We start from the raw sequence: 26,332 nt of genomic DNA, 5'->3' as shown, positions 1-26,332 counted from the left end.
ACTTTTTTTAATGATATGATTTTAAAGTTGGAGGCGATAGTAAATGGCGAAAAGAGATTATTATGAAGTTCTCGGTGTTCAAAAAGGAGCTTCTAAAGATGAGATAAAAAAAGCATATAGAAAATTATCAAAAAAGTATCACCCGGATATTAATCAGGAAGAAGGTGCGGATGCAAAGTTTAAGGAAATTGCAGAAGCATATGAAGTATTATCTGATGAAGACAAAAAGGCGCAGTATGACCGTTTCGGACATGAAGGTATGAACCAGCAGTTCGGCGGAGGCGGCGGTGGTTTTGGTGGTGCCGGCGGCTTTGGCGGCTTTGAAGATGTGTTTAGTTCATTCTTTGGCGGCGGACGCCGTCAGGATCCGAATGCACCTCAAAAAGGTGATGATCTTCAATATACAATGACCATCAACTTTGATGAAGCAATATTCGGTGCAGTGAAAACCATTAAGATTAAAAAAGAAGTAACGTGTGACACTTGTGATGGTAACGGTGCAAAACCGGGAACATCCAAGTCAACATGTGGCATGTGTTCCGGTTCCGGACGTGTTGCAGTAGAACAAAATACACCATTCGGCCGTATTCAAACAGAAAGAACATGTCCGACATGCGGCGGGACCGGTCAGGAAATTAAAGATCCATGTAACAAATGTAAAGGTGCAGGTACTGTAACGAAAGATGTTGAAGTTGAAGTGACTATACCGGAAGGTGTTGACAACGGTCAGCAGGTAAGACTTCACGGAAAAGGTGAACCAGGCATAAACGGCGGTCCTGCGGGTGACTTGTATATTGTCTTTAGAGTGAAGCCGGATTCACGTTTTACAAGAGACGGTGATGACATTCATTATGAACTGCCTATTTCATTTGCACAGGCGGCACTTGGTGATGAAATTAAAGTTCCGACAATTAATGCAGAAGTAGTACTGACAATTCCGGCAGGTACACAGTCAGGCAGAAGATTCCGCTTGAAAGAAAAAGGTGTGAAGAATGTACATGGCTATGGTTACGGTGATCAGTTTGTCACTGTTAAAGTGGTTACACCGACTAAATTATCGGAAAAAGAAGTTGAATTGTTCAGAGACCTCGCCGAACAGAGCGGTGAAGATATTAATGAGCAGCAGGAAAGCTTTATGGATCGTACCAGACGTTTTTTTAAGGGTGATTAATTGATGAAATGGCATGAAGTATCAATCTATACAAAAGTAGATAATGAGGATTTGTTCACTGAGTTTTTAAATACTCTATCAAAAGGTGTTTCCATTGAGTATTCCGTTGATTTATTAAGACAGAACATTGATGATTTCGAACAGAAATTCCGGTTAAATGCTGATGAATATCCAGAGGAAGATATTAGGGTGATTGTTTACTTTGATGAGACTGTCTCATTGGATGACAAGATGGATCAAATTAAAACATTTATTAAAAACAGCGATTTAGTTGATAAAGATTCAGTTGAAATTAAAATTTCTGAAATCGAAGAATCAGATTGGGAAAATGAATGGAAAAATTATTTTCACAGCTTCAGAGTATCAGATGATTTTGTTATTGTACCTTCCTGGGAGCTTGATGACTATACGCCGGAAGAAAATGATAAACTCATTAAGCTTGATCCGGGAATGGCATTTGGAACAGGAGATCATCCCACAACCAGTATGTGCCTGAAGTTTATTGAAAAAATAATTACCCCGTCTGATAAAATTATCGATGTCGGTACAGGATCCGGAATTTTATCAATCGGTGCGCATTTAATGGGCGTGAGATCCATAAAGGCGACAGATATTGATGAACTCTCTTTAAAAGTGGCAAGAGAAAACTTTGAACTGAACCGCTGCGCAGAAGACATTCAATTAGAGACTGGTGATTTACTAAAAAATGAATCCGGGCAATTTGATGTGATTATTGCAAATATACTTGCACATGTTATCGATGCGATGATTGATGATGCATTTGAACGCTTAAATCAGGGCGGACAGTTTATTGCGTCGGGAATCATTGTTGAAAAACGTGATGAAATTATTAATCATCTTAAAAATGCAGGATTTAAAATCGTTGATATCCTGGAAGAAGACGGCTGGACAGCGATTTTATCTGAAAAGGTGTGATAATTGTGCAAAGGTATTTTACAAATCAAATATTAAAAACCGGCGGCGTATTGGAAGTACAGAAAAGCGACACGCATCATATGAAAAATGTGATGCGTTTTCAGCCGGATGATACTTTTGAAATGGTAGACGCAGATAAAAATGTATTTATCTGTTCAGTTACAGAGGTAAATGACTCAATTCAATATAAAGTAGTTTCTCAGGAATCCTCAGATACTGAACTGCCTGTAAAGGTCAGAATCATCTGTCCCTTGTTAAAAGGAGAAAAATTTGAATGGATGCTGCAGAAAACGACAGAACTCGGTGCTTCAGAATTCGTGATATATGAAGCAGACCGGAGTATTGTGAAGCTTGATGATAAGAAAAGACAAAAACGGCTGCAGCGCTATGAAAAAGTAGTAAAAGAGGCGAGTGAACAATCTAAACGATTGGTGATTCCCCGTATAAGCTTTGCTGCAAAATTGAATCATGTTGATGTAAGTGGTGATGAAGAAGTATACTTTGCCTACGAAGACCTCTCGACTGATCAATCCAAAGCATTGAAAAAACACATGGACAATATTGAAAGTAAGAAACAAATTGCTTTTATATTTGGTCCGGAAGGCGGATTTTCAGAACATGAAGTGAAGACAGCAGAAAACTTTGAGAATGTTAGATTGGGTACACGAATTCTTAGAGCTGAAACTGCTCCTTTATATTTCCTTTCCGCAGTCAGCTTAATAGTGGATTAATATAGTGTCAAAAAGCCTGGGCGGTATCATCAAGATATGCTTAGGCTTTTTATAATGTACACTCGGATAAATTGGCAAAGTGTATTCAAAATAGTTGACTCATTATGTGTAATTGAATGTCTTTTTTATTTAAATGATATAATGACTTCGGTGTATAATAGTGACTGCATGATAGCTAGTCTTAATATTTTGTTAATCACCTCTATTTGTAGAACTGTAATTCTAATTTATGATATAGATTAAAGTCGATATCCAACAGTATTGAAGAATGAGGGGGCATAAAAATCAATAGAAATATAAGGAGTGTACTAATTATTTAATATGAATAATATACAAAAAGTTGCGTTGGTTGGAAATTCTAACCCGCCAAAAGATATTCAGGAAGTATATAAAATCGAACAGGTGTTAACTAAATTAGGATTAGATGTTGTACTCAGCCCGACATTATTGGAAAGAACACTTTTTAACGGTGCAAAAAAAGCGCAGATTATGAATGAATATTATGCCGATAATACAATAGATGCTATATTCGATATATCCGGAGGAGATACAGCAAATGGTGTTTTGAATAATCTGGATTATTCACTTATCCGAAATCAGAAAAAGAAATTTTATGGTTACAGTGATATTACAACAGTCCTCAACAGTTTGATTAGTCAAAGTGACCAAAGTGTTGAGTTATTTCAAGTTTCGACTTTGGTGTGGGATAAGAGTGGAAAGCAAATCAATAAATTTAAAGCTTCTTTTCTTAATGATACAGATGATTTGTATCAAACAGCCTGGAAGTTTATTCAAGGCAGTGAAATAAAAGGTGTCGTGATAGGTGGCAATATCCGTTGTTTTTTAAAGTTAGCAGGTACTCGTTATATGCCTGATTTAACAAATAAGATACTCTTTTTAGAAAGTTTGGGCGGTGGCGAAGAAAATTTGTACTCAATGGTTCATCAATTAAAAGAGTTAGATAAGTTTGATAGAATCTCAGGTCTTTTATTAGGAACATTTACATATTATCAGGAAAATTATAAACAGTCAGTTGAGCAGCTAATTCAAAATATTTTAATGGATAACAGTCTTCCTATTGCTAAAACAGAAGAAATTGGGCATGGACGCAATTCCAATTCATTAAAATTAGGAGATTATATAAACATATCCAAAAGTATTCAGTAATAGTGCTTAGAGAGTAACTTTTAATATTGGATTTAAAAACCTTCAGTCACTGAAGGTTTTTTATTATGGTTTTAATCAAACAGAATCAATATAAAAGAGGAAAAAGCTTGATAATTTTAGTTTGAATATTTACAATATTCAAGATGACGTGAATTTGATATAATCAGAGTATTTGTAGGTTCAGAATAATTTAATTGGGAGTGCAAACAATGAATATTAAGGAAACATTTATAGAGTTGGATCAGCAGTTTTCAAGCTTCGGCGGCTTACCACAGGGCGGGATTACCCGTTTATTATATACTGAAGAGTGGCGGACGGCTGTAAGTGAACTTAAAAAATCATTTGAGAAAAATGGATTTGAAACAGATTTCGATGCTGTTGGAAATTTATCGGGCCGTATTACAGGCAGCAGATATCCGGATGAAACCATTTTATCAGGTTCACATATTGATACAGTTGTTGAAGGCGGGCATCTGGATGGACAGTATGGAATTTTAGCTGCATTCATTGCTGTAAAGTATTTGAATGAAACATACGGACAGCCGCTCAGAACTTTAGAGGTACTGTCTTTATGTGAAGAGGAAGGCAGCAGATTCCCATATTCATTTTGGGGAAGCAAGAACTTTTTTAATCTTGCAGATAAAAAGGATGTTCAAAATGCCTTTGATGCAGACGGAATAAAGTTTGAAGATGCGATGCGGGAATCCGGATTCGATTACCGGGAAACAGATAATGTCCGGGAGGATATTAAGGCATTTGTCGAAATACATATTGAACAGGGAAAAGTTCTCGAGACTGAGAATAAAACCATCGGTGTCGTTAACGGTATAGTCGGGCAGAAAAGATATGCCGTTAATTTAAAGGGAGAAGCGAACCATGCCGGTACAACCCCGATGGGACTCCGCCGGGATACAGTAAATGCTTTTTCTGAAATTGCATATGATTTAAATAAACGTGCACTTGAAATCGGCGATCCGCTGGTTTTAACTTTCGGCCAGGTGTCACCTGTTCCGAATACAGTGAACGTTGTCCCGGGTGAAGTGAATTTTTCTATCGACTGCCGGCATATTGATCAGACAGCATTAAATGATTTTTCACGGGAAATTGAAGAGAAAATTATAGAAGTTTCAAACAAAAATGATATTAAATATGATATTCAGCTCTGGATGGATGAAGAGCCGAAGCTAATGAATAATCGGTTGATGGAAACTGTCAAATCATCAGCTGAAAGTAACGCACCGGAAAAATACAAGGTGATGGCATCCGGTGCCGGTCATGATTCCCAGATTTTTTCTGACTTTGTACCGACAGCAATGATTTTTGTTCCATCTATAGACGGAATCAGCCACAATGTTAATGAGGAAACGGATATTAATGATCTGGTCAAAGGAATTGAAGTACTGAAAGATGTTCTTTATCAGCTTGCCTATAAGGACTGACATTAGGTTTATAAATATTAACTGCGGATGTATTATCTTGAATACAGGAATAAAAAGAACAGAGGGATGAGATATGTTGTATACGATTATAAAAGAGAATATGTATCAGGATTCAATTGCTTTAATGCTTTTATCTAATAAATTATCGGCTATGGATAATGTGAATCAAGTCTCTATAATGATGGGAACACCGGCAAATAAAGATATTTTTAAATCTTCAGGTCTTGAAACTCCTGAACTCGAATACGCCGGGCCGAATGACATTGTCATTGTTATAGACACAGAGAATGAATCGGCGGTTTCTGAAATAAAAGAGAAAGCAGAGTCGGAGCTGAAGAAAAAATCAGTGTCGCAAAATGGACCGGCGGACCAAGAAGCACATAATTGGAAACGAGCAGTAGAGATGGCAGGAAATCCAAACCTTGCTCTCATTTCTATCCCTGGTCAGTACGCCGCAATGGAAGCAGATAATGCTCTGAATCATGGAATGCATGTATTTATTTTCAGTAATAATATGCCGAAAGAAGATGAAATCAAGCTGAAGCGTAAGGCTCGTGAAAAAGGTCTGCTTGTTATGGGACCGGACTGCGGTACCGGCATTATTAACGGCGTGCCCCTTGCCTTTACAAATTCAGTGAGGGAAGGGGATATTGGAGTGGTCGGTGCCTCCGGCACTGGAATCCAGGAAGTGACTACAATTATTGACCGCTTTCGTAAAGGTGTATCGAACGCATTTGGAACCGGCGGACGCGACTTATCTTCAGAAGTCGGTGCAGTGACGATGATTGACAGTATTAAAGCATTGAATGAAAATCCCGATGTAAAAGTCATTACAGTGATTTCAAAGCCGCCTGCAAAAGAAGTGAAGGAGAAGGTTCTGAATTTGTTAAGAAATGTTGAGAAGCCTGTGGTGACATTGTTCTTAGGAGAAAGACCTTCATACCATGAACCGAATATTTATCATGCATACACACTTCATGAAGCAGCTTCAGCTGCAGTCCAACTGGCGGATGGCAGAGAACCTGTCTTCGTGCCGGAAACAGTACAAGGGGTTGATGTGTCTTTTGAGGAAAATCAACATGGGATCAAGGGATATTATTCCGGAGGAACACTGGCTTCTGAAGCGGCAATGTTAATCCAGGAAGCATTTCATGAAGAGATTATTGAAGACAGTCATTCTGCAGCAGTACTTAAAACGAGGAATCATGAAATTATTGATTTAGGTGATGATATATATACTCAAGGGAAGCCGCATCCTATGATTGACCCTGAAAAGCGTATTGAAATTCTTGAATCATCAATTAATGACCCTTCTACAGCAGTCATCATGATTGATGTTGTGATTGGTTACGGCAGTCATGACAATATGGCAGGGGCACTTCAGCCTGCAATCAAAAAAGTATTTGAAAGTGAAGAAAGAAATATTAAAATCCTTGCGACAGTTGTGGGAACAGAAAATGATCCGCAAAATTATAGAAAACAAATTGAAACTTTAAGGGAAATCGGTGTAATAGTCTGTGATACAAATGATCAGATGGTCCGCACAGCGATAGAGTTAACCGGTGGAGAAATTACAAATCCGAACCCGGAAATAAAAACAATCGAGCACACAAAAGAGGATTTATCTATAGATGAGAGTATCCTTTCTTTAATGTATATGAAACCAAGTGTGATTAACATCGGCTTAAAAAGCTTTTCAGAGACGATTAAAAACAATGGTGCAGATTGTGTTCAGTTTAACTGGAGGCCGGTTGCCGGCGGGGACGAAAAATTAATGAAAATACTTCAGTTTTTGAATAATTATGAAGAGGAGAATTTTAATGAATTATAAAACGATTAATGAAGCAAATGAGGCCGTCATTCAGAAAATTACTGAAGCATCCCCGTTTCTGACTGATGTTGTCCCGGCGAAATCAGTCATTTCCGAACTTAAAGAGTATGTTCTCCTCCACGCCGGACCGCCGATTCAATATGAGAACATGACTGATCCAATGCAGGGCTCATGTATTGGGGCTGTTTTATTTGAAGAATGGGCAGAAGACGAAACGGCTGCACGGGAGCTGCTTGAAAATGGGGAAATCACTTTTATTCCGTGCCATCATGTCAGAGCTGTCGGTCCGATGGGCGGAATTACCTCACCCAATATGCCGGTGCTGGTAGTAGAAAATAAGGAAAACGGTAATGAGGCATACTGTCAGATGAATGAGGGCATCGGTGCTGTACTGCGTTTCGGGGCATATAATATACAGGTAATTGAACGTCTTCACTGGATGAAGAACATTCTTGGTCCTGTACTTGGCAGGGCATTAAGAAATATTGACGGCGGACTGAATGTAAATGTTTTAATAGCAAGAGCGATTGCCATGGGCGATGAATTTCATCAGAGAAATATAGCAGCATCCCTTGTATTTTTAAAAGAGGTCGGTCCTGTTATTTCAGGACTTGAAGAAATTGATAATAAAGACCGTACAGATGTGATTCAATTTTTATCAAACACCGACCAGTTCTTTTTAAATATTGCGATGGCAACAGGCAAGGCAGTAATGGATGCAGCTGCCGTGATTAAGGATGGAACAGTTGTTACTGCAATGTGCAGAAACGGTGAAAACTTTGGTATCCGTATTTCGGGAATGGGGGATGAATGGTTCACTGCCCCGGTTAATACACCGGATGGCTTATATTTTACAGGTTACTCTGCTGAAGATGCGAATCCTGATATCGGAGATTCTGCAATCACGGAAACAATCGGATTAGGCGGTGTTGCTATGATTGCAGCCCCGGCAGTAACACGCTTTGTCGGTTCAGGTGGATTTAATGATGCACTTGATACCACCAATCAGATGGCGGAAATATTTATCAGCAACCACCCGAATTTTATTATTCCAACGTGGGATTTCAAAGGTGCCTGCTTAGGTCTTGATGCAAGAAAAGTAGTCGAAACCGGTATTACACCAGTAATTAATACAGGAATAGCTCATAAAATTGCAGGTTACGGGCAGATTGGTGCCGGCACCGTGCAGCCTCCGGTGGAGTGCTTTGAAAAGGCAGTGACAGCGTACGCAGAGAAACTCGGATTTAAAGAATGAGAATTTATGCTGACTGGGTCGGGATAACTGCCGTCGACCGAATGACAGAGGATAAATACTTTATAGTTCACAGTATCTTCGATAAAGGGATAAATATATCAGGTGCTGATGAAAAGTTAATATTTATCGGAACAGATATTAACGGCTTATTCCCATTCGGTATTTCAGTAGATCCCGTAAACGTACAGAAGATGAAAGCTGTGATTAATATCGGCGACCGCTTAATGGTCGAAGACAGTATACTCCGGCATCCACGTTTTATACTGGACTGCAGCAGGGCGGAAATATTTACACCGGATTCTGATTTTTATAACGCGGATATAAAAAAACTGCTTGATAGCATTGATGATATATCATTTGAAACGTATGAGTCGTCATTCTTCAATATGGAATTGATTTCTGATGTTATAAAAAGATTGAAACTGGTACAGAGTGTGGAAAGTGATCTGAGGTATATTATTGGCCGGGGAAGTGGATTGACACCGACCGGAGATGATATACTCGTCGGCATACTTTACGGACATTTTATCAATCCCTTTATTAATGAAAGTCATATAAAGGCCATGAAAGTCCTGATTGAAGAACCCTTAACGACGACAGTCAGCAAAAATTTCCTTCACTGTGCTGCTGATGGTATTTTCAGTTCAAGAATTACGGATCTTCACCATCATCCATCCCCGGAATCCATCGAAAAATTACTTACTTTGGGATCGAGTTCAGGTAAAGATATTTTATATGGAATATATATGTCATTGAAGGTGTCACATCATTCATCGGAAGAATAAAACGCTTTTAAATGTGTATTTAAACTATATAACGGATTATTATTACTATATTTTATCTCTTTATTGCTGAAAATTTGAAATTAACTGACACTCTTTATTTTGAAATGTGTTATTATGAAAAAAAATATTTTTGAAATCACCAAATATTAAATGTATTTCTCTTCGTATAATCACTTTATTCCTTTTATTACCATTTAATGAGAATATCATATGACAGAATAAATATTGGATTTTGAAATTATTTTTATGATTTATACATTTTTTATACATCTGTGAAATATTTATATATTGATGACAAGAATAACAAGAACTTCTACAGGAGGATTAGGAATGAAAAACTATCAAGAAATTAACGCGCCTTTAAGAACAATTATGACGCCCGGACCGGTTGAAGTTGATCCAAGAGTACTTCGTGTAATGAGCACCCCGATTCTAGGACAGTTTGACCCGGCATTTACTAAAATTATGAATGAAACAATGGATATGCTCCGGGGTGTGTTCCAGACTGAGAACCAGTGGGCATTTCCTATAGACGGAACTTCGAGATCAGGAATTGAGAGTTTACTGAGCAGCGTGATTGAGCCCGGAGATAAGGTGCTTATTCCGATTTTCGGTCGTTTTGGTCATCTGCTTACTGAAATTGCTGAGCGGAACCGGGCTGAAATTCATACGATTGAATGTGAGTGGGGCAGAGTATTTAATCAGGATGAAATTATTGAAGCGGTAAAAAGAGTGAAGCCTAAAGTGCTCGCTGTGGTACATGGAGAAACGTCCACGGGCTGCATGCAGCCGCTTGATCAAGTCGGTCCTGCATGTCGTGAACTGGATGTTTTATGTATTGTTGATGCTGTTGCAACTATCGGAGGAACACCTGTGAAAGTTGATGAATGGCAGCTTGATGCTGTAATCGGCGGGACGCAGAAGTGTTTGTCTGTACCTTCAGGTATGTCTCCAATTACATATAATGAGCGTATTGAAAAAGTCCTTAATTCAAGAAAGAAAGTAGAACGGGGAATTGCAACTGCTGAAGACAATCTTGAATCAGGACCAACAATTCAGAGCAATTACTTTGATTTAAGCCAGTTACAGGATTACTGGGGACCGAGAAGGTTAAACCATCATACAGAAGCGACTTCAATGCTTTATGCCCTGCGTGAAGGTGTGAGAATCGTTTTGGAAGAAGGGCTTGAAACCCGTTTTGACCGTCATAAAAAACATGAAAAAGCACTAATGTCAGGAATTAAAGCTATGGGTCTTGAATTATTTAACGATTTTGAATGGAAGCTGCCGATGGTTGCCTGCGTAAAAATTCCTGAAGGTATTGACGGAGACTCTGTCCGGAACATGCTTCTCGAGCAGTTCGGTATTGAAATTGCGAGTTCATTCGGACCGCTGCACGGTAAAATATGGCGGATAGGCACAATGGGCTACAGCTGTCGGAAAGAGAACGTATTGTTTGTACTATCAGCTTTAGAGGCAGTGCTTATTCGTCACGGTGTGAAATTAAATCATGCTGAAGGTCTGCAGGCAGCCCTTGATGAATATGAATCGGTAAAATAAACTGAATCAGCAGCCGCTGACTAATTTAATTCACTATTTTATCATCTGAAATTTTTAAAAATTATTTTATACATAAGTTTAAATTTATGTGTGAATCTGAAGTGTATTCAGGCTCTTAAAAGAGCTGTTATAACAAAGGAGGATAAAATGGCTGAACATAAAAAAACAGGCGCTAAGTCTAAGGGGAGAGGCTTTACAATGCCTCATATATACGTCATTCTTTTTGTTTTTATTATTCTGGCTTCAATTGCGACTTATTTCATTCCTGCAGGTACTTATGACAGAGTACCAGGGCCGGATGGAAGAACGACGATTGATCCGGATTCCTACCAGAGTGTGGAGCAGTCGCCAATTGGTCTTACGGAGTTTATGACTGCTGTGCCGAGAGGTTTAATTGAAGCAGGCGAAATTGTATTTTTCACATTTATTATCGGCGGATTATTTGCGGTTATTAAAAAGACCGGTTTAATAGAAATTGGTGTCGACAAACTGACAAGGAAATTCTCAAAAAACAGTATCATGATTATTCCTATACTGTTTGTACTGTTTGCCGTGATATGCAGTTTGATTGGGACTCAGGAGCTGAGTCTTGTCTATGTTCCTATATTAATACCTTTGATGATTGCATTGAGATATGACTCCATCGTTGCTGCAGGTACAGCTTTAATTGCAACGACTGCAGGTTTTACGACTGGATTTCTCAACCCGGTAAATACAGGCCTCGGCCAAAGATTATCGGATGTACCGGTATTTTCAGGAATAGAATTTAGAATCATTGCTTTTGTTGTTTTTGTACTGATAGGTATGATTTATTTGATGCGTTATGCAGGGAAAGTAAAGAAGAATCCTGAGGTCAGTCTTGTGTATTATGACGATGCTGAGAAGAGGGAACAGTACTTAAAGAATAACTTCACAGGTGATCCGCTGCAAATTAATAACAGACAAAAAGTTGCGTCTGTTTTGCTGCTTCTGTTCTTCGGAGTATTATTATACGGAGTGTTGACCCAGGGGTGGTTCATGATTGAAATGGCCGGCCTGTTCATAGTAATGGGTGTAGTTGTCGGCAGGGTTGCAGGACTGAACTTTACAGAGATATGTTTCGGCTTTAACGAGGGCTTCAGAGATGTTCTTGTCGGGGCATTTATTATTGGTGTTGCCCGTGCAGTAGGTGTGGTTATGGAAGATGGAATGGTTATGGATACAATTGTTAATAACATCGGGTCAGTTGTTGCTGGGCTGCCGGCAGTTTTTGGAGCCGTCGGTATGTTTTTCTTCCAAATGCTGTTTAACTTCTTAGTTCCATCCGGAAGCGGTCAGGCGCTTGTAACCATGCCGATTATGGCGCCGTTATCTGATTTAATCGGTGTCACACGTCAAACGGCAGTACTTGCATATCAATTTGGTGATGGTGTAGGTAATCTTCTTTACCCAACTTCCGGCTACTTTATGGCTACAATTGCACTGGCAGGGATCTCATGGAATAAGTGGGTGCGTTTTTATCTGCCGCTGTTCTTCATGTGGATTGGAACAGCCATTGTATTTTTAGTAATTGCACAGCTGATTCAATGGAGCTAGGAAAGCATGACAAGTGAATATTACCGTTTTAAAACAGAAGCATATACAAAGGTGCTTCTGTTTTTTTATTTCCTACATAATGATGTTTTAAATTGTTGCTTTGCAGAAGATTTACTGCCTTGAGATTGAATGAAGGCTGTAAAAGTGCTATCATATTTTAAGTTATCCTATTAATAAATGTAGAAAGATTTGATGTTATGACTAATAGAACAATTGCATTTCATACACTTGGCTGCAAAGTAAATCATTATGAAACAGAAGCGATGTGGCAGGTGTTTAAAAACGATGGCTATGAGCGTGTGGATTTCGAACAGAATGCAGATGTATTTGTTGTGAACACCTGCACTGTAACAAATACAGGGGACAAAAAGAGCCGCCAGGTCATCCGTCGTGCCATTCGTCAGAATCCGGATGCCGTCATTGCAGTAACCGGCTGTTACGCCCAGACGTCACCAAAAGAAATTATGGACATTCCTGGTGTTGATATTATTATCGGTACAGAAGACAGGGATAAGCTGCTTTCATATGTAGACCAGTATCATAAAGAACGCGAACCGATTAACGGTGTTAAAAACATCATGAAAAAACGCACATATGAAGAGATGGATGTGCCGTATTTTACAGACCGGACCCGTGCGACGTTAAAGATACAGGAAGGCTGTAATAACTTCTGCACGTTCTGTATTATCCCATGGGCACGCGGCCTGATGCGTTCCAGAGATCCTGAGAAGGTAGTAGAACAGGCACAGACACTTGTAGATGAAGGATATAAAGAAATCGTTTTAACGGGTATTCATACCGGCGGCTACGGCGAAGATTTAAAAGACTACAATCTAGCACAGCTTCTTCGTGACCTTGAGGAAGTAGACGGTTTAAACCGTCTGCGTATTTCCAGTATTGAAGCAAGCCAGTTAACAGATGAAGTCATTGATGTCATTAATGACTCAAACAAAATTGTACGACACCTTCATATCCCAATTCAGTCCGGCAGTGATACTGTATTAAAAAGAATGCGCAGAAAATATACTATGGAATTCTTTGAATCCCGTATTATAAAATTAAAGGAAATTATGCCGAACGTTGCAATCACAAGTGATGTAATCGTCGGTTTTCCGGGTGAAACTGAAGAGGAGTTTATGGAGACATATGATTTCATCCGTAAACACCATTTTTCCGAACTACACGTATTCCCGTACTCAATCCGTACAGGGACACCTGCTGCAAGAATGACAGATCAGATTGACAATGAAACTAAAAATGAAAGAGTCCATCGTCTGCTCGATTTAAACAAGGAACTTGCACAAAGTTATGCTGAGCAGTTTAAAGATGGTGTTCTGGAAATCATTCCTGAGGAAATGAAGGACGGCAAGCTTATCGGACATTCAGATAATTACCTGAAAATTGAAGTCGATGGTGACGAATCACTGACCGGTGAACTGGTTAAAGTGAAAATTACTGAACCAGGCTATCCCGTAAGTAAAGGCGAAGTTGTCAGAGTACTGGAAAAGCCGATGATAAAAACATATGCTTATTTAGAAAGAACAATTTAAATTTGGAGGAATCAAAATGAACTTATCAAAATATATTGATCATACTTTATTAAAACCTGCTTCAACTCAGGATGAAATCTTTGAATTATGTGAAGAAGCCAAGGAATTTGACTTTTTCAGTGTCTGTATTAATCCGACGTGGGTAACTACAGCAAGTGAACTGCTTAAAGAAACTGATGTAAAAGTATGTACAGTTGTCGGTTTTCCTCTTGGTGCGACAACGCCCGAAGTTAAAGCGTTTGAAACAATGAACGCTATTCAAAACGGTGCTGATGAAGTTGATATGGTTATTAATATCGGTGCATTGAAATCCGGAAATACAGATTATATTTATAATGATATTAAAGCGGTTTGTGATGCTGCAGGGGAAGATACACTGGTAAAAGTAATTATTGAAACTGCACTTTTAACGAGTGATGAAATTGTTACTGCATGCCAGATTGCGAAGAAATGCGGTGCAGATTTTGTTAAGACATCTACAGGATTCAACGGAGAAGGTGCTAAAGCTGAAGATGTCGCTTTAATGCGTCTGACTGTCGGAGAAGAAATGGGTGTTAAAGCAAGCGGCGGTGTCCGTTCGTTTGAAGATGCCAAACAGATGATTGACAGCGGAGCAACACGCATAGGAGCTTCAAGCGGTAAAGAAATCATTAACGGCGGCATTTCAAAAGAAGATTATTAAAATAAAGTTGACCGAAAAAAAGACTTATATTATAATGTGTGAGTACATAGTTAATTCTATGTTTAATGTTGCATGTGTTTATTCGGAGGGAGGGAAAATTAATGTCTAAAACAGTTGTTAGAAATAATGAATCAATTGAGGATGCATTGCGTCGTTTCAAGCGTACAGTTTCTAAAAGCGGTACGATTCAAGAAGTTCGTAAAAGAGAATATTACGAAAAGCCAAGTGTGAAGCGTAAGAAAAAATCTGAGGCAGCTCGTAAGCGTAAATTTAAATAATCCGACCTCCCTCGGGTAATTTAATATAGAGACAGCACCTGACTGGTGTTGTCTTTTTTTATAATATATCTTTTCGAAATTCAATTACAAAATTTTAAGAAATGTATTAAAAATTAATTTTTATACATAAACCGTTACGGTTTCGTTTATTTTTAAGATGATTATATGTATAATTAGATTGGAGGGGATTATCATGGCGTTAACAGAGATGTTAATAATGAGTAGCACAATCACAACATTTCGTGATGTTGTTACAAGTCCTGTGATTGCCTTTATATTATTGGCTTTATTCTTTATTGGTATTGTGTTACAGGTGTTTTCAACAAACATTAACTTATTTGGTGTAGTGGCATTTACATCAATCATCATTTTTTATGCTGGTCATTTGTTAACTGACGGTCACAATATCAGTGGCTTATTTCTTTTCGGACTGGGTGCACTGTTGATTATGCTTGAGTTTTTTATACTCGGCACATTCCTTGGTGTATTAGGGATGTTTATGATATTGATCAGTATACTCCTTGTCAGTGGAAATATACTTTTATACAGCATTTTCTTACTTTTTATTTTAATTATAGCGATTATATTGTGGGTGATACTTGTGAAAAAAAATAATAAAAGAAGACTTCCGTTTTTCAGCCGTCTAATACTGAGTGATTCAACAGATAAGGAATCGGGTTATACATCATTTGATGACCGTTCGGAATTATTAGGCAAAATTGCAAAAACAATTACCCCACTCAGGCCGTCTGGAACGATTCGTCTTGATGATCGTCGTATTGATGCTGTGGCAGAAGGTTCTTACATTGCAGGGAATGTGGAAGTTAAAATTATATTTGTTGAAGGTACAAGAATCGTAGTAAGACCGGTAGAAGAATAGAACTATATTAAAGGAGAGAATTTAATATGGATTTAATGTTTATTACGGGTGGAGCATTAACGGTTATATTCCTGATTGTTATTGTTCTCATCGCTTTTGCATTCCTGCTGTCATTTGTTCCTGTCGGCCTGTGGATTTCTGCAGTAGCTGCAGGAGTTAAGGTTGGATTGTTCACACTTGTAGGTATGAGATTAAGACGTGTTAAACCGAAACGTGTAATTGAACCTTTAATCAAAGCACATAAAGCAGGGATTAAGCTGAAGACAAACCAGCTTGAGGCGCATTTCCTTGCCGGAGGTAACGTTGACCGTGTCGTTGATGCACTGATTGCTGCACAGCGTGCGGACATTAATCTGACATTTGAACGTTGTGCGGCAATTGACCTTGCCGGACGTGACGTACTGGAAGCCGTTCAAATGAGCGTAAACCCTAAAGTGATTGAAACACCATTTATTGCCGGTGTTGCGGTTGACGGTATTGAAGTGAAAGCAAAAGCACGTATTACTGTACGTGCAAACATTGAAAGACTTGTCGGTGGTGCAGGTGAAGAAACAATTATTGCCCGTGTAGGTGAGGGTGTTATTTCAACAATTGGTTCATCACAGCGCCATAAAGAAGTGCTTGAAAATCCGGACAGTATCTCACAGACTGTATTGTCAAAAGGTCTTGATTCCGGTACAGCATTTGAGATTCTTTCAATTGATATTGCCGATGTGGATATCGGTAAAAACATTGGTGCCGACCTGCAGACTGAGCAGGCAGTTGCTGATAAGAACATCGCTCAGGCGAAAGCCGAAGAGCGCCGCGCAATGGCTGTTGCCAAAGAGCAGGAGATGAAAGCGCGCGTTGAAGAAATGAGAGCAAAAGTGGTTGAAGCAGAATCCAAAGTACCTCTTGCATTTGCCAGCGCACTTGAAAGTGGTAACATCGGTGTTCAGGATTACTATAACCTTAAAAATGTTGAAGCAGATACAAATATGAGGGACTCAATCAACAAGATGACTAATCCGTCTCGTGAAGACGAAGAATAGGTCGTGATATTATGGAACTCTTACCAATATTAATCATTGTTGGTGGTATCATATATTCAACTATTGCAAGCAGGGCAAATAAAGAAAAAGAGGGTCAAAGAAACATTGATCCGAGTAAGATGGAACGCCGGAGCAACTCTGCACCAAGGCGGCGTCAGCCGGAAAACCGGGATGAATCATCAGGTTCCAAAGGTATTTTTGAAGATTTAAAACGCGAGTTTAAAAGAGAATATGACAAAGCCATGGGTACTGAAGAAGAACAACGTCCGTCCGGCAGACAGTCAGAGACAACAAGACGAACTGAAGAATCGCGTCGTATGCAGCAGGAAGCAGAGAAGAAAGTCAAGGAAGTTCAGAACTCCAGAAGTGAACGTAATTCTTCAGGAGAGAGAAATAAACGTGATTTTCAAAAAAATAACCGGGGTTACCGGACTGAACACAGTAAACGTGCTGCTGAATCAAAGCAGGCAGTATACAGTGAGGGCTATTCCAGAAACCAAGGTCCCAAAAAAGAGACCCGCACATCAGGAATTGGCAGAGATGTTGCTGAACAGGTGCGTTATCAATATGGTGACGACCGGACGCAGTCTCACAAAAGAAATAGGTCCGGGAGAAAGCATGTTACAAAAAAAGATTTATCATTTGATCAGCGTGCAGTAGTTAATGGTATTATTTTCAGTGAAATTTTAGGTAAGCCGAAGTCTAGAAGATAATGAATCAGAGGACCTTTCTAATTAGAAAGGTCCTCTTTTTTTAAATTATTTTGATTATAATTGATTGAATGTGATTGAATATGATTGTCTAAAATGTTATGATTAAGACGGTGATAGAGATGCTGACACAAAAAAGATATGATTTAATACTGGAATTTTTAAATCGTCACAGTTCGGGCAGTGTTGCTGACTTTGTTAATATTACAGAAAGCAGTGAAGCAACCATCCGAAGGGATTTAACCTTTCTTGAGAGTTCCGGGCTGTTAACACGTATACACGGCGGGGCCACATTGGACAAAATTGAGAAAGAAGCGACTTTTTCTGATAAATCTATTCGTAATTTAAAAGAGAAAGTATACATTGGTAAACTTGCAGCGTCACTGATTGATGATGGAGATACTGTTTTTATTGATGCGGGGACTACAACATATGAAATGCTTCCGTTTATTGATGCAGAATCTTTGACGATTGTCACTAACAATATGACACTGATTGATATACTTGTAAAAAAAGGATACTATGTGTATCTTCTTGGTGGTAAAGTTAAGTTGACTACACGTGCAATTGTCGGTCATGATGCGATAAAGAAGCTTGAGAATCTTTATTTTGACAAATGTTTTATCGGTACAAACTGTGTTGATTTAGAGCATGGGTACTCAACCCCTGACAGTGATGAAGGCCATATAAAAAGGACTGCAATAATGCAGTCGAAGCAGAAGTTCGTTCTTGCGGATCACTCTAAATTTCACAAAACAGCATTTGTCCAGTTTGCCGCACTAAATGAAGCAGCATTGATTACCAATAAAAACAGTTCAAAATTTCTTAGTGAGGCAGCTAAGATTACAAAAATAATTGGAGGTGAGTAGTCATGATTTATACAGTTACATTTAATCCATCCGTCGATTATATCGTCAGACTCAGTGAGCTTGAGGAAGGTGAGTTGAACCGGTCGAATCAGACTGAGAAATTTCCGGGAGGAAAGGGCATCAATGTATCACGTATTGTTAAAGAGCATGGGAAAGAAACACTTGCCCTCGGTTTTATCGGCGGTTTTACCGGAGAATTTATCAAGGATGAACTTAATCTAAGAAGCATACAACATGATTTCGTTGAGGTGGAAGGTGACACGCGGATAAACGTAAAGTTGAAAACCTCAGTGGAAACAGAAATTAATGCTAGCGGTCCTGTCATTACTGAAGAAAATATTCAAAGTTTAATCAATCAAATTGAAAAACTGAATTCTGATGATCATGTTGTGTTTGCTGGAAGTGTACCGAGTGGTCATGATGCCCTGTATGCGCGGCTGGCAGAACATCTGCATCAACAGAATGTACCGTTCAGTATTGATGCAGAAGGTGAAAAGCTGACATCTACATTAAAGTATCAGCCGTATCTTGTAAAACCGAATAAGTTTGAGTTGGAAGGTATTATCGGACGTTCACTTGAATCGGTGGAAGAAGTGGTTGAAGCTGCAAAATATTTGATTGAGCAGGGTGCTGAAAATGTACTTGTGACTCTTGGTAAAGATGGTGCATTGTTTATAAATAAAGAGCATCAATTCAGAGTTTCAAATCCTGGCGGTGTGCTTGTCAATTCTGTCGGTGCAGGAGATTCAACTGTCGCAGGTTTTATCAGTCACGAGGATAAAGATATCGTGGAACAGATTAAATACTCAATCGCATCCGGGAGTGCAACCGCATTTAACGAGGACCTGGCATCGATAGATGACATAGAGGCCCTGTTCCCGAATGTTGAAGTAGAAAAAATATAAAGAGGTGAATTTCATGAGAATTACAGAGTTGTTAACAAAAGAAACGATTAACATGAATGTGAACTCGGCTTCTAAAAATGATGTGATTACTGAACTGGTTAATGGTTTATTTGATGCAGACAGAATTACGGATACTGAAAAGTTTGAAGCTGCGATTCATAAGAGAGAGTCACAAAGTACAACGGGTGTCGGCGATGGTATTGCCATCCCTCATGCTCAGACAGCAGAAGTAAAAACACCGTCAATCATGTTCGGACGCAGTGAAGAAGGTATTGATTATGATTCACTTGACGGACAGCCTGCACATCTATTCTTTATGATTGCGGCGCCTGAAGGACAGGCAACGACACATTTGGATGCACTTGCAAAACTTTCCGGAATTTTAATGAATCCGGAAGCGAAAGAAAGATTATTAAAAGCAGAGACAGCTGATGATATTTTAAATACGATTAATCATTTTGATGACTCTGTTTCCGATGAGGAAGAAACTGTAGAGGTTCCTGCAGACAGCAGCAGACCGTTTATCGTTGCAGTTACGGCCTGTCCGACAGGAATTGCACACACATACATGGCAGCAGATGCGTTAAAAAACAAAGCGGCTGAAATGGATGTGGACATCAAAGTTGAGACTAATGGTTCAGGCGGTGTGAAAAATAAACTGACTGCTGAAGAAATTGACCGTGCAGTCGGAGTGATTGTTGCAGCAGATACCAATGTTCAAATGGACCGGTTCAGCGGTAAACATTTAACAGAGGTGCCGGTTGCAGATGGTATGAAACGTCCACAGGAACTGATTCAAAATACATTGGACGAAAAAGGCAGTGTCTATAAAGGGTCCGGCAGCAGCCAGAGTGAATCAGAAGACTCTAAAAAAGGTGTCGGCGCAACAATTTATAAACATTTAATGAATGGTGTATCAAACATGCTGCCATTTGTTGTTGCGGGTGGTATTTTAATTGCAATCAGTTTCTTCTGGGGAATTGAATCCGCTGATCCGTCGAATGCAGAATATAATGTAATTGCGGAAATGATTAACTTCATCGGTGGTAATGCTTTCCAACTGATGATTCCGATTTTAGCAGGCTTTATCGCATTGAGTATTGCTGACAGACCGGGACTTGCACCGGGTATGGTCGGCGGACTGATGGCATCAGTGATGGAATCAGGATTCCTTGGCGGTCTGATCGCAGGTTTCCTAGCAGGTTATTTAATGCTAGGTATTAAAAAAGTACTCGAAAAATTACCGGCTTCATTTGAAGGCCTTAAACCAGTATTACTTTACCCGTTAATCGGTGTATTTTTGACCGGGGTTATTATGTATTATATTGTTGAACCGCCTGCAGGCGCATTGAATTCAGCAATGAACTCTTTCTTGTTTGACCTCAGTGGTTCGAGTATAGTGATTTTAGGTGCATTACTCGGTGGAATGATGGCAATTGATATGGGTGGTCCTTTCAATAAGGCCGCATATGCATTTGGAATTGCGGCATTAACTGCGGGTAATCCGGAGCCTATTACAGCAGCAATGATCGGCGGAATGGTACCGCCGCTTGCAATCGCAATATCCACAATTATTTTTAGAAGTAAGTTCACAAAAATGGAACGTTCTTCAGGACCGACAAACTTTGTCATGGGACTTTCATTTATTACAGAAGGTGCGATCCCATTCGCAGCAGCAGATCCGATTAGAGTTATTCCGACAATGATGGTTGGTTCTGCACTCGCAGGTGCGATGGCACTCGGACTCGGGGCAACTATCCCGGCACCTCACGGCGGTATCTTTGTAGTCGGTGTTGGTGAAAATGTAATGATGTTCTTACTTGCACTTCTGATTGGTGCAGTAATCAGTGCGGTACTTCTCGGACTTGTTAAGAAAAAGCCTGAAATTCAAGCTTAAAAATAAAAAAGAACTTCAATTTGAGATTTCTCAAGTTGAAGTTCTTTTTTTGTATTCAATGTTTCAAAAGTGGCATTAACGAGAATATATAAGAAAACAATGGAATGGAGGAACAGTAAATGGATATAGATATTAAAAAAGGTGAGAATATGTTTTATATCGGAGATGATGACGTAAATCCGGAAGCATATATTTCTTATAAGTTAGACGATGATGGGGATTTTATCGTAGATTCAACTTTAGTTCCGGACCATATGTCAGGACAGGGTGTAGGCAGCAGTCTTGTAAGTGTAATGGTCGATTATGCAAAGCAGGAAAATAAAAAGATTGTTCCGGAATGTCCGTTTGCGCGTGCAGTGATGGAAAGAGATGAAGAAGCAATGCAGGTGATTAAATCAGACGGATAAAGAAGTATCCTGTTGATTGGTATCAGTAAGGTCATATAGAGGTTTAAACAGTATGGTAAGCCTGAACAAAAACAGGAAAGACTTTAATAGAATACAACGGCCTGGGGATGACCTCAGGCTTTTATTATAATAAAAATTAAGAACCTAATAATTTCATTATTACTGTCTGCATGGTAGCATAATATAAACAATATATTAAAATTTGATAATTATGAAAATATTAACATATTATCGGGGGGAGAAATTTAATGGCTGAAAAAAATTTTTCAAATCACTCGAAAATCATAGATGTATTAAATAATGTGGCGGAAGTAATTTACGGTAAGGAAGAGGTTATCAAGCTGAGTCTTGCCGCACTTTTGACAAGAGGTCATGTACTGCTTGAAGATGTTCCCGGTGTGGGTAAAACCATGCTTGTACGTTCTTTGGCTCAGTCAATCAACTGTCATTTTTCAAGAATTCAATTTACTCCGGACCTGCTTCCGTCGGATGTCACAGGTGTGTCTATTTATAATCCAAAAGAACTAAACTTCCGATTTATTAAAGGACCTGTCTTTGGGAATATTGTACTTGCTGACGAAATTAACCGGACCTCGCCTAAAACACAGTCTGCACTGCTTGAGGCAATGGAAGAAAACAGTGTCACTGTTGATGGTGTTACAAGACAGCTGAACAGTCCGTTCTTCGTTATGGCAACACAAAACCCTGTTGAATATGACGGTACTTACTCTCTGCCGGAAGCACAGATGGATCGTTTTTTATTGAAACTGAAACTCGGCTATCCGGATTATCAAAATGAGCTGGATATGCTTTTAAAGAACAGCCGCCATCATCCAATTGAGGACATTAAAGCTGTCATGACTCAAAGTGAATTATTATCAGCACAGAAAGAGGCCTCTGAAATCTACACAGATTTGACCATTCATCACTATATTATGGATATTGTCACTCATACAAGGAATCATAAGGATATTTATCTTGGTGTGAGTCCGAGAGGTGCGCTTGCTTTGATGAAGGCGAGTAAATCTTATGCCTATATTGAAGGCAGAGATTATGTAATACCTGATGATGTGAAGTATATGGCACCTTTTGTATTATCCCACCGCTTAAAACTGACTTCAGAAGCAAAATATCAGAGAAAAACAAATGAGAATGTGGTTGAATCAGTCGTTCAATCAATCCGTGTGCCAGTTGAAAAAGGAGCGGGTACATGATGAAGACAATTAGTCTGGTATTACGGATTGTTTTTTTATTTGTGATATCCCTTTCTCTTTATACATATGCGATGGTTCAGGGCGGCTTTGTCAGCTGGTTTTTAGTTTACGCTTTTCTTCCTGTCATGCTGTATCTTGTTATTTTTTTATTATATCCAATTCGTTTTTGGTATGTAGAAAGACAGAATGATGTTTCTGTCTTTCAATCCGGAGATAAAATCAAGGTGAACATCATTATAAAACGCCGTCTTCCGTTTCCGATTCAATACTGTACAGTACAGGATAAAATACCTGATTCGTTAATGAAAGGAGACAGTGGTAAAGAAAAATACAAGTTTCCAAAAGTAGCAGGAAGTATGGAAATTGACAGAGAGGCTTCCGGTATTTTATTTCCACTATTCAAAAGACAGTTTGAATACAGTTATACTTTAGAGCACCTTCCAAGAGGGGTACATTATTTAAGTGATATCGAGATACAAACCGGAGATATCTTCGGTATCATACGAAAAAGTGTCACTTTCAGCATTCAGCAGTCTTTCACAGTTTATCCGTATCATCATCAATTAAAGATTGACGATGTGAAAAGTGTTGAAGGCGAGGGCGGTACGGCCGTCTATCATATTCCGTCTATTAATATTACGGGAGTATCGGGTGCGAGAGAATATGTTCCAGGTGACAGAATGGCATGGATTGACTGGAAACAAACTGCCCGGAAAGATGAAGTGATGACAAAAGAATTTGATCAGGAAAAAAGTGATGACATATGGGTGATTCATAATAATTTTATGAGGAAAGATTCTGCACCTGTACTATATGAAGCATCCATTGAATTAAGTGCATCCCTTACGAGAATACTGTCGAAGAAAGACTATATAGTGCATTTTATATCGTTCGGCAGTGTTACTGAATCGTTTGATATGAGTGAAGGTGACATTCAGAAAATAATGATAGATGAATATTTATCGCGGCGTCAAAGAGATTCTGGAATACTGCCCGAGACCTCATTTAATGAAATGAGCAGAACAAATGAATCAGGAAACGTTGTGATGATTATGACGTCTTCAAGCAATGTACCTGTCCATTCCATCATTAATATCAGCAAACATGCCGGGTATTTTTCTTTGATATATTTATACATGGGCAGATTGTCGAATAAGGATAAAGAAGTACTTCACAAGCTGTCACTGTCAAATATCAGAGTGTATGAAATCAATTTAAAATCTTTTTATGAAGATCCTGTCGAGGTGAGGAGTATATGAAGCAGTCGGGAGATAATGGCTGGCGTCCGTTATTATTATATTCAGCAGGTTTCTTTTTATTTTTAGAATGGATTTATCCTCTTCAGACTATCTTTGAAGATACGAGAATAGATTTATTTATACTGTTTACAGTCATTTGTTTTTTGATAACTTATTTAAGATTGAACCGGATTATTCGCTTTCTGATTAACGGGAGTGTGCTGCTGATTATTATTCACATATTATATTTTGACAGCAGTATACTCGATGTGAGATGGCTCGGAGTCATGGTGCAGGAGATTTTACTCAATATCAGTTTAATATTCTCCGGTCAATGGTTTCAACTGACTTTGTTTTTCAGGACTATTCTCTGTCTTTTACTCATATGGTCGATGGCAATGTTATTATACCGTCTGATGGCGGTGAGGAAAGATGTGCTTTTCTTTATCATTTTAACTTTTCTAATGATTGCCGCTGTTGATTCATATACTTCTTTTGATGGTACATATGCAGTAATCCGGGTGTTCATCATATCCATGATTACTTTGGGCTTATCGGGGATGAGTAAGGTCATAAAGAGTTCAAATGTAAGAGTGACACATATTCAAAAAATGATTTACTGGGCTGTACCGCTTTTGTTATGCATTCCTGTCATTACTTATGCTGCGTATCAGGCACCGAAACACAGTCCGGAGTGGACAAATCCTGTGCCTTTTCTTGAAAATCTGTCAATAGTTCAGAATGAAGGCGAAGGCCAGGATAATATATCCCGTATTGGTTACAGTGCAGATGATTCTGTCCTTGGAGGGAGTCTGGTTCTTGATAATACATTACTTTTCGAAGCGGAGGTTACAGAAGATCATTACTGGAGGCTGGAAACAAAAGATATTTATACGGGACGTGGCTGGGAGGTCTCGAATCAGGAAAATCCTGTAGAACAGGCAGACGGCAGTGTAACACTCACTACGTTTAATAGTGACAATGTGCAGACAGAATCTATGAATACAGGAATAGATTACCGGGGCGGCAACGGTCTGCCGTTGATTGCCTACCCATATGGTGTGGTTTCAATTGATGCAGAAAATAATAACGGCGTACTGAATTTATATGAAAATAGTGAAACACTTGTATTTCACTATGAAAATGCAGAGGATGGGGAATTAGGATACCAGGAAATTTCATATGAACACCCGGTGTTTGATACTGAAAACCTTCGAAACAGTCCGGAAGATGATAATCAAGATATTCTTGAACAGTATACCCAGCTGCCGGACAATCTGCCGGAACGAGTATTTGATTTATCATCGGAGATTACAGAGCCTTTTGATAATCGATTTGACAAAGCGCGGGCTGTTGAAAATTATTTTAATGCTAATGGTTTTGATTACCAATTGACTGATGTACCGACAACAGGTGAAGGGGAAGATTATGTTGATCAATTTTTATTCGAAACGCAGTACGGCTACTGTGATAATTTCTCCACTGCGATGGTTGTGATGCTCAGAACGCAGGATATTCCTGCACGATGGGTGAAGGGATTTACGAGCGGTGAGAGAAGGTCGCAGGATACGGATGAGACAGATACTTATATTAATCGAGTGACAAACAGTAATGCACATTCATGGGTGGAAGTCTATTTTCCGGAAACAGGATGGGTACCATTTGAGCCGACTCAGGGCTTTACCAATCTTGCAGACTTTGAAGAAGTAGAAAGTGAGACAGCTGTTGAGCCACAAGAATCCGAAACAGAAGAACCGGTGATTGATGAACCTGAAACGCCTGAAACAGAAATCGAAGAGAACAATGAAGAAGCTGCAGATAGTGAAAACAGCGGCAGTAGAAGTCCCACTCTGTTTTTGACTGCCGGTATTTCATCACTGATTATTTTATTATTGCTGTTTGTTCTGATTAAGTGGAGACGTATCCGAATTTATTTTATCAGAAAGCGTCTTGTCAGCAGTTTAAACAGCAGTTCATTCAAGACCGCCTATTTTTATCTGCTGAAACTACTCGGTAAAACTGTAGGTGAGAGAACAGAGGATGAAACACTGCGGGAATATGCCGAAAGGGTAGATCAAGCCTTTCTTATAAATGAAATGAGCCGCTTAACAAAAATCTATGAAGAAATGCTTTACAGTAAGCGGAATGTTGAATACTCTGATGAAATCATTGATTTATGGGAAACGCTGATTGATAAAATAAATAAACATAAAAATTGAGA

At 39.0% G+C, this 26,332-nt stretch carries 23 protein-coding genes; all 23 read left to right on the top strand.

From position 1 onward, the window contains the following. The first annotated feature begins 43 nt into the window (after positions 1-43). The 23 genes from dnaJ to ACFSX4_RS03460 all read left to right on the top strand — a co-directional run bounded on the left by dnaJ (position 44) and on the right by ACFSX4_RS03460 (position 26,330). Entirely contained in the window at positions 44-1,171 is a 1,128-nt protein-coding gene (dnaJ, locus tag ACFSX4_RS03570) for a molecular chaperone DnaJ (protein ID WP_377771612.1), read from the top strand. A gap of 3 nt (positions 1,172-1,174) precedes the next feature. Continuing rightward, a complete protein-coding gene (gene prmA, locus ACFSX4_RS03565; RefSeq protein WP_377771610.1) occupies positions 1,175-2,107 on the top strand; it encodes a 50S ribosomal protein L11 methyltransferase in 933 nt (310 codons plus the stop codon). Between the two features lie 5 nt (positions 2,108-2,112). Beyond that, positions 2,113-2,838 (top strand): RsmE family RNA methyltransferase, encoded by a 726-nt coding sequence (locus tag ACFSX4_RS03560; protein ID WP_377771608.1) that lies wholly within the window; start codon positions 2,113-2,115, stop codon positions 2,836-2,838. A gap of 321 nt (positions 2,839-3,159) precedes the next feature. Beyond that, the gene (locus tag ACFSX4_RS03555; RefSeq protein ID WP_377771606.1) at positions 3,160-4,005 is read left to right on the top strand and encodes a S66 peptidase family protein; all 846 of its coding nucleotides are present in this window, start codon (positions 3,160-3,162) and stop codon (positions 4,003-4,005) included. A 209-nt stretch (positions 4,006-4,214) separates the two neighbouring features. Then, on the top strand, positions 4,215-5,444 hold the full coding sequence (gene allC / locus ACFSX4_RS03550) for an allantoate deiminase (protein ID WP_377771604.1): 1,230 nt from the start codon (positions 4,215-4,217) through the stop codon (positions 5,442-5,444). Between the two features lie 73 nt (positions 5,445-5,517). Beyond that, a complete protein-coding gene (gene fdrA / locus ACFSX4_RS03545; protein WP_377771602.1) occupies positions 5,518-7,275 on the top strand; it encodes an acyl-CoA synthetase FdrA in 1,758 nt (585 codons plus the stop codon). Then, on the top strand, positions 7,265-8,530 hold the full coding sequence (locus tag ACFSX4_RS03540; protein WP_377771601.1) for a YlbE family protein: 1,266 nt from the start codon (positions 7,265-7,267) through the stop codon (positions 8,528-8,530). Before fdrA ends, ACFSX4_RS03540 begins: the two co-directional genes overlap by 11 nt. Beyond that, positions 8,527-9,315, top strand: a complete 789-nt coding sequence (locus ACFSX4_RS03535) for a DUF2877 domain-containing protein (protein WP_377771600.1) — start codon at positions 8,527-8,529, stop codon at positions 9,313-9,315. Before ACFSX4_RS03540 ends, ACFSX4_RS03535 begins: the two co-directional genes overlap by 4 nt. A gap of 330 nt (positions 9,316-9,645) precedes the next feature. Beyond that, positions 9,646-10,875 (top strand): pyridoxal-phosphate-dependent aminotransferase family protein, encoded by a 1,230-nt coding sequence (locus tag ACFSX4_RS03530; RefSeq protein ID WP_377771598.1) that lies wholly within the window; start codon positions 9,646-9,648, stop codon positions 10,873-10,875. A 147-nt stretch (positions 10,876-11,022) separates the two neighbouring features. Beyond that, on the top strand, positions 11,023-12,450 hold the full coding sequence (locus ACFSX4_RS03525; RefSeq protein WP_377771596.1) for a YfcC family protein: 1,428 nt from the start codon (positions 11,023-11,025) through the stop codon (positions 12,448-12,450). Between the two features lie 197 nt (positions 12,451-12,647). After that, positions 12,648-14,000 carry a tRNA (N(6)-L-threonylcarbamoyladenosine(37)-C(2))-methylthiotransferase MtaB gene (mtaB, locus tag ACFSX4_RS03520; protein ID WP_377771594.1) on the top strand — a complete coding sequence of 451 codons (1,353 nt, stop codon included), beginning with the start codon at positions 12,648-12,650 and terminating at the stop codon, positions 13,998-14,000. 10 nt (positions 14,001-14,010) lie between these two features. After that, positions 14,011-14,682: a deoxyribose-phosphate aldolase gene (gene deoC, locus ACFSX4_RS03515; RefSeq protein WP_377773435.1), complete on the top strand. Its 672-nt coding sequence runs from the start codon at positions 14,011-14,013 to the stop codon at positions 14,680-14,682. 101 nt (positions 14,683-14,783) lie between these two features. Continuing rightward, entirely contained in the window at positions 14,784-14,960 is a 177-nt protein-coding gene (gene rpsU, locus ACFSX4_RS03510) for a 30S ribosomal protein S21 (protein ID WP_377771592.1), read from the top strand. Between the two features lie 193 nt (positions 14,961-15,153). Beyond that, positions 15,154-15,840 (top strand): NfeD family protein, encoded by a 687-nt coding sequence (locus tag ACFSX4_RS03505; protein ID WP_377771590.1) that lies wholly within the window; start codon positions 15,154-15,156, stop codon positions 15,838-15,840. 35 nt (positions 15,841-15,875) lie between these two features. After that, complete coding sequence (gene floA, locus ACFSX4_RS03500) at positions 15,876-16,871, top strand: flotillin-like protein FloA (RefSeq protein ID WP_377773433.1); 996 nt, start codon at positions 15,876-15,878, stop codon at positions 16,869-16,871. A gap of 11 nt (positions 16,872-16,882) precedes the next feature. After that, positions 16,883-17,584: a hypothetical protein gene (locus tag ACFSX4_RS03495; protein WP_377771588.1), complete on the top strand. Its 702-nt coding sequence runs from the start codon at positions 16,883-16,885 to the stop codon at positions 17,582-17,584. Positions 17,585-17,703: 119 nt separating this feature from the next. Further along, on the top strand, positions 17,704-18,450 hold the full coding sequence (locus ACFSX4_RS03490; protein ID WP_377771586.1) for a DeoR/GlpR family DNA-binding transcription regulator: 747 nt from the start codon (positions 17,704-17,706) through the stop codon (positions 18,448-18,450). Between the two features lie 2 nt (positions 18,451-18,452). Then, complete coding sequence (pfkB, locus tag ACFSX4_RS03485) at positions 18,453-19,355, top strand: 1-phosphofructokinase (protein WP_377771584.1); 903 nt, start codon at positions 18,453-18,455, stop codon at positions 19,353-19,355. A 13-nt stretch (positions 19,356-19,368) separates the two neighbouring features. After that, on the top strand, positions 19,369-21,252 hold the full coding sequence (locus ACFSX4_RS03480; protein WP_377771582.1) for a PTS fructose transporter subunit IIABC: 1,884 nt from the start codon (positions 19,369-19,371) through the stop codon (positions 21,250-21,252). A gap of 119 nt (positions 21,253-21,371) precedes the next feature. Next, on the top strand, positions 21,372-21,659 hold the full coding sequence (locus ACFSX4_RS03475; RefSeq protein ID WP_377771580.1) for a GNAT family N-acetyltransferase: 288 nt from the start codon (positions 21,372-21,374) through the stop codon (positions 21,657-21,659). A gap of 248 nt (positions 21,660-21,907) precedes the next feature. Next, positions 21,908-22,873 (top strand): AAA family ATPase, encoded by a 966-nt coding sequence (locus ACFSX4_RS03470; protein ID WP_377771578.1) that lies wholly within the window; start codon positions 21,908-21,910, stop codon positions 22,871-22,873. Further along, complete coding sequence (locus ACFSX4_RS03465) at positions 22,873-24,132, top strand: DUF58 domain-containing protein (protein WP_377771576.1); 1,260 nt, start codon at positions 22,873-22,875, stop codon at positions 24,130-24,132. The genes ACFSX4_RS03470 and ACFSX4_RS03465 overlap by 1 nt, the downstream gene beginning before the upstream one ends. Beyond that, positions 24,129-26,330, top strand: coding sequence for a DUF4129 domain-containing transglutaminase family protein (locus tag ACFSX4_RS03460; RefSeq protein WP_377771574.1), 2,202 nt, complete (start codon positions 24,129-24,131; stop codon positions 26,328-26,330). The genes ACFSX4_RS03465 and ACFSX4_RS03460 overlap by 4 nt, the downstream gene beginning before the upstream one ends. Positions 26,331-26,332 lie beyond the last annotated feature (2 nt).

Source organism: Corticicoccus populi (assembly GCF_042686195.1).
Classification (GTDB): domain Bacteria; phylum Bacillota; class Bacilli; order Staphylococcales; family Salinicoccaceae; genus Corticicoccus; species Corticicoccus populi.
The sequence above is the reverse complement of the archived record's forward strand: the minus strand, read 5'-3'. Positions and strand labels throughout refer to the sequence as shown.